The following is a 1,490-nucleotide window of genomic DNA, read 5'->3' as shown; positions in this document are numbered from 1 at the left end:
TCGCTCATTAGAGGACCATCCCTTCTGCAGCCCTCACGGGTAGGGTTGTGACCTCTCGGTCCCGGCGGGTGCACGGCCGCGCTCGCGTGCTACGCGATGGCCAGCATGAGTTATGCCGGCCCCGCCGGGCCGAGGCCGTCTGATCGGCTTCAGGGACACGCCCCACAGAGGGCCGATTAATGAGCTTCCGGCAGACGACCTCACCACCGGGCAGGTGCTCCGTCGAAGTCACAGGAGTACAGCTTCCGTGTTCATCGGATGGGACTGGGCCACCGAGACCCACGACGTCACCGTCATGGACAACTCCGGTACCCGCGTGGACCGTTGGGAACTTGCGCACACCGAGCAGGGCATCGAGGGCACCCTCAAACGCCTGCGAAAGCACGGCAGCCCGGCTGACCTGCCGGTGGCCATCGAGACCACCCGCGGCCTGGTCGTGGACCGGCTGCTGGCCGCCGGCCACCCGGTGGTGCCGGTGCACCCCAACGCCTTCCACGCCATGCGCCCGCGCTGGGGCGCCTCCAAGGCCAAGACCGACGCCGGAGACAGCCACAAGCTCGCCGACTACCTGCGCACCGACGGCCACCAGCTGCGGCGCCTGGTCCCCACCGACCCCAAGACCCTTCAACTGCAGGCGCTGACCCGGCAACGCGCCGACCACGTCGAGGCCAAAGTCGCCGCCGTCAACCAGCTCGACGCCCAGCTCGACCAGCTGTGGCCCGGCGGCAAAGCGGTCTTCGCCGACCGCGACAGCGACATCGCCCTGGACTTCCTCGACCGCTACCCCACCCCGCAGGCCGCCGCCAAGCTCACCCCCGCCAGGCTGGAGGCGTGGTGCAAGCGGCGCGGCTACTCCGGCAGACGCACCGGCACACAGCTCATCGAGCGCCTGCGTGCTGCCCCCGCCGCCGCGACCCGGCTCGGCGAGGCCACCGTCGCCACGCTCATTCGCGTCCAGGTCCAGCTCGTGCGGGCCATGCGTGCCACGATCCGCGAGCTGGACCGCGAGATCACCACCGCCGTCGAGACGCACCCCTACGCGCCGCTGCTGGCCTCCATGCCCCGCATAGGGCAGGTCAACCTCGGGCAGATCATCGGCGAGATCGGCCCGATCCTGGAACGCGCCGAGTCCTGCGAACAGTTCATCGCCGAGACCGGCGTGGTCCCTGTCACCCGGGCCTCCGGCAAGTCCCACGCGGTGACCTTCCGCTTCGCGACCAACCGCAGAGCCCGTGTCGCGATCACCACCTTCGCGGACAACAGTCGGCACGGCAGCGCGTGGGCCGCGAAGATCTACGCCGATGCGCGGGCCCGCAAGAAGCGGCACCCCCACGCCACCCGCATCCTGGCCCGTGCCTGGCTGCGGGTGATCTGGGCCTGCTGGCGCGACGGAGCCTGCTACGACCCCGAGATCCACCAGGCCAACGGAAAGATCAACACGACCGCCGACACCCCCTTGGCGGCATAGAGGTTGACTCAGGAAACTCATG

General features: G+C 69.7%; 1 protein-coding gene. It reads left to right on the top strand.

The window, feature by feature from the left end:
- Positions 1–247 precede the first annotated feature (247 nt).
- Complete coding sequence (locus G6048_RS48055) at positions 248–1,468, top strand: IS110 family RNA-guided transposase (RefSeq protein ID WP_165345889.1); 1,221 nt, start codon at positions 248–250, stop codon at positions 1,466–1,468.
- Positions 1,469–1,490 lie beyond the last annotated feature (22 nt).

This window comes from Streptomyces ureilyticus (assembly GCF_011045025.1).
Classification (GTDB): Bacteria; Actinomycetota; Actinomycetes; order Streptomycetales; family Streptomycetaceae; genus Streptomyces; species Streptomyces ureilyticus.
This window is presented reverse-complemented; position numbering and strand designations above follow the sequence as displayed.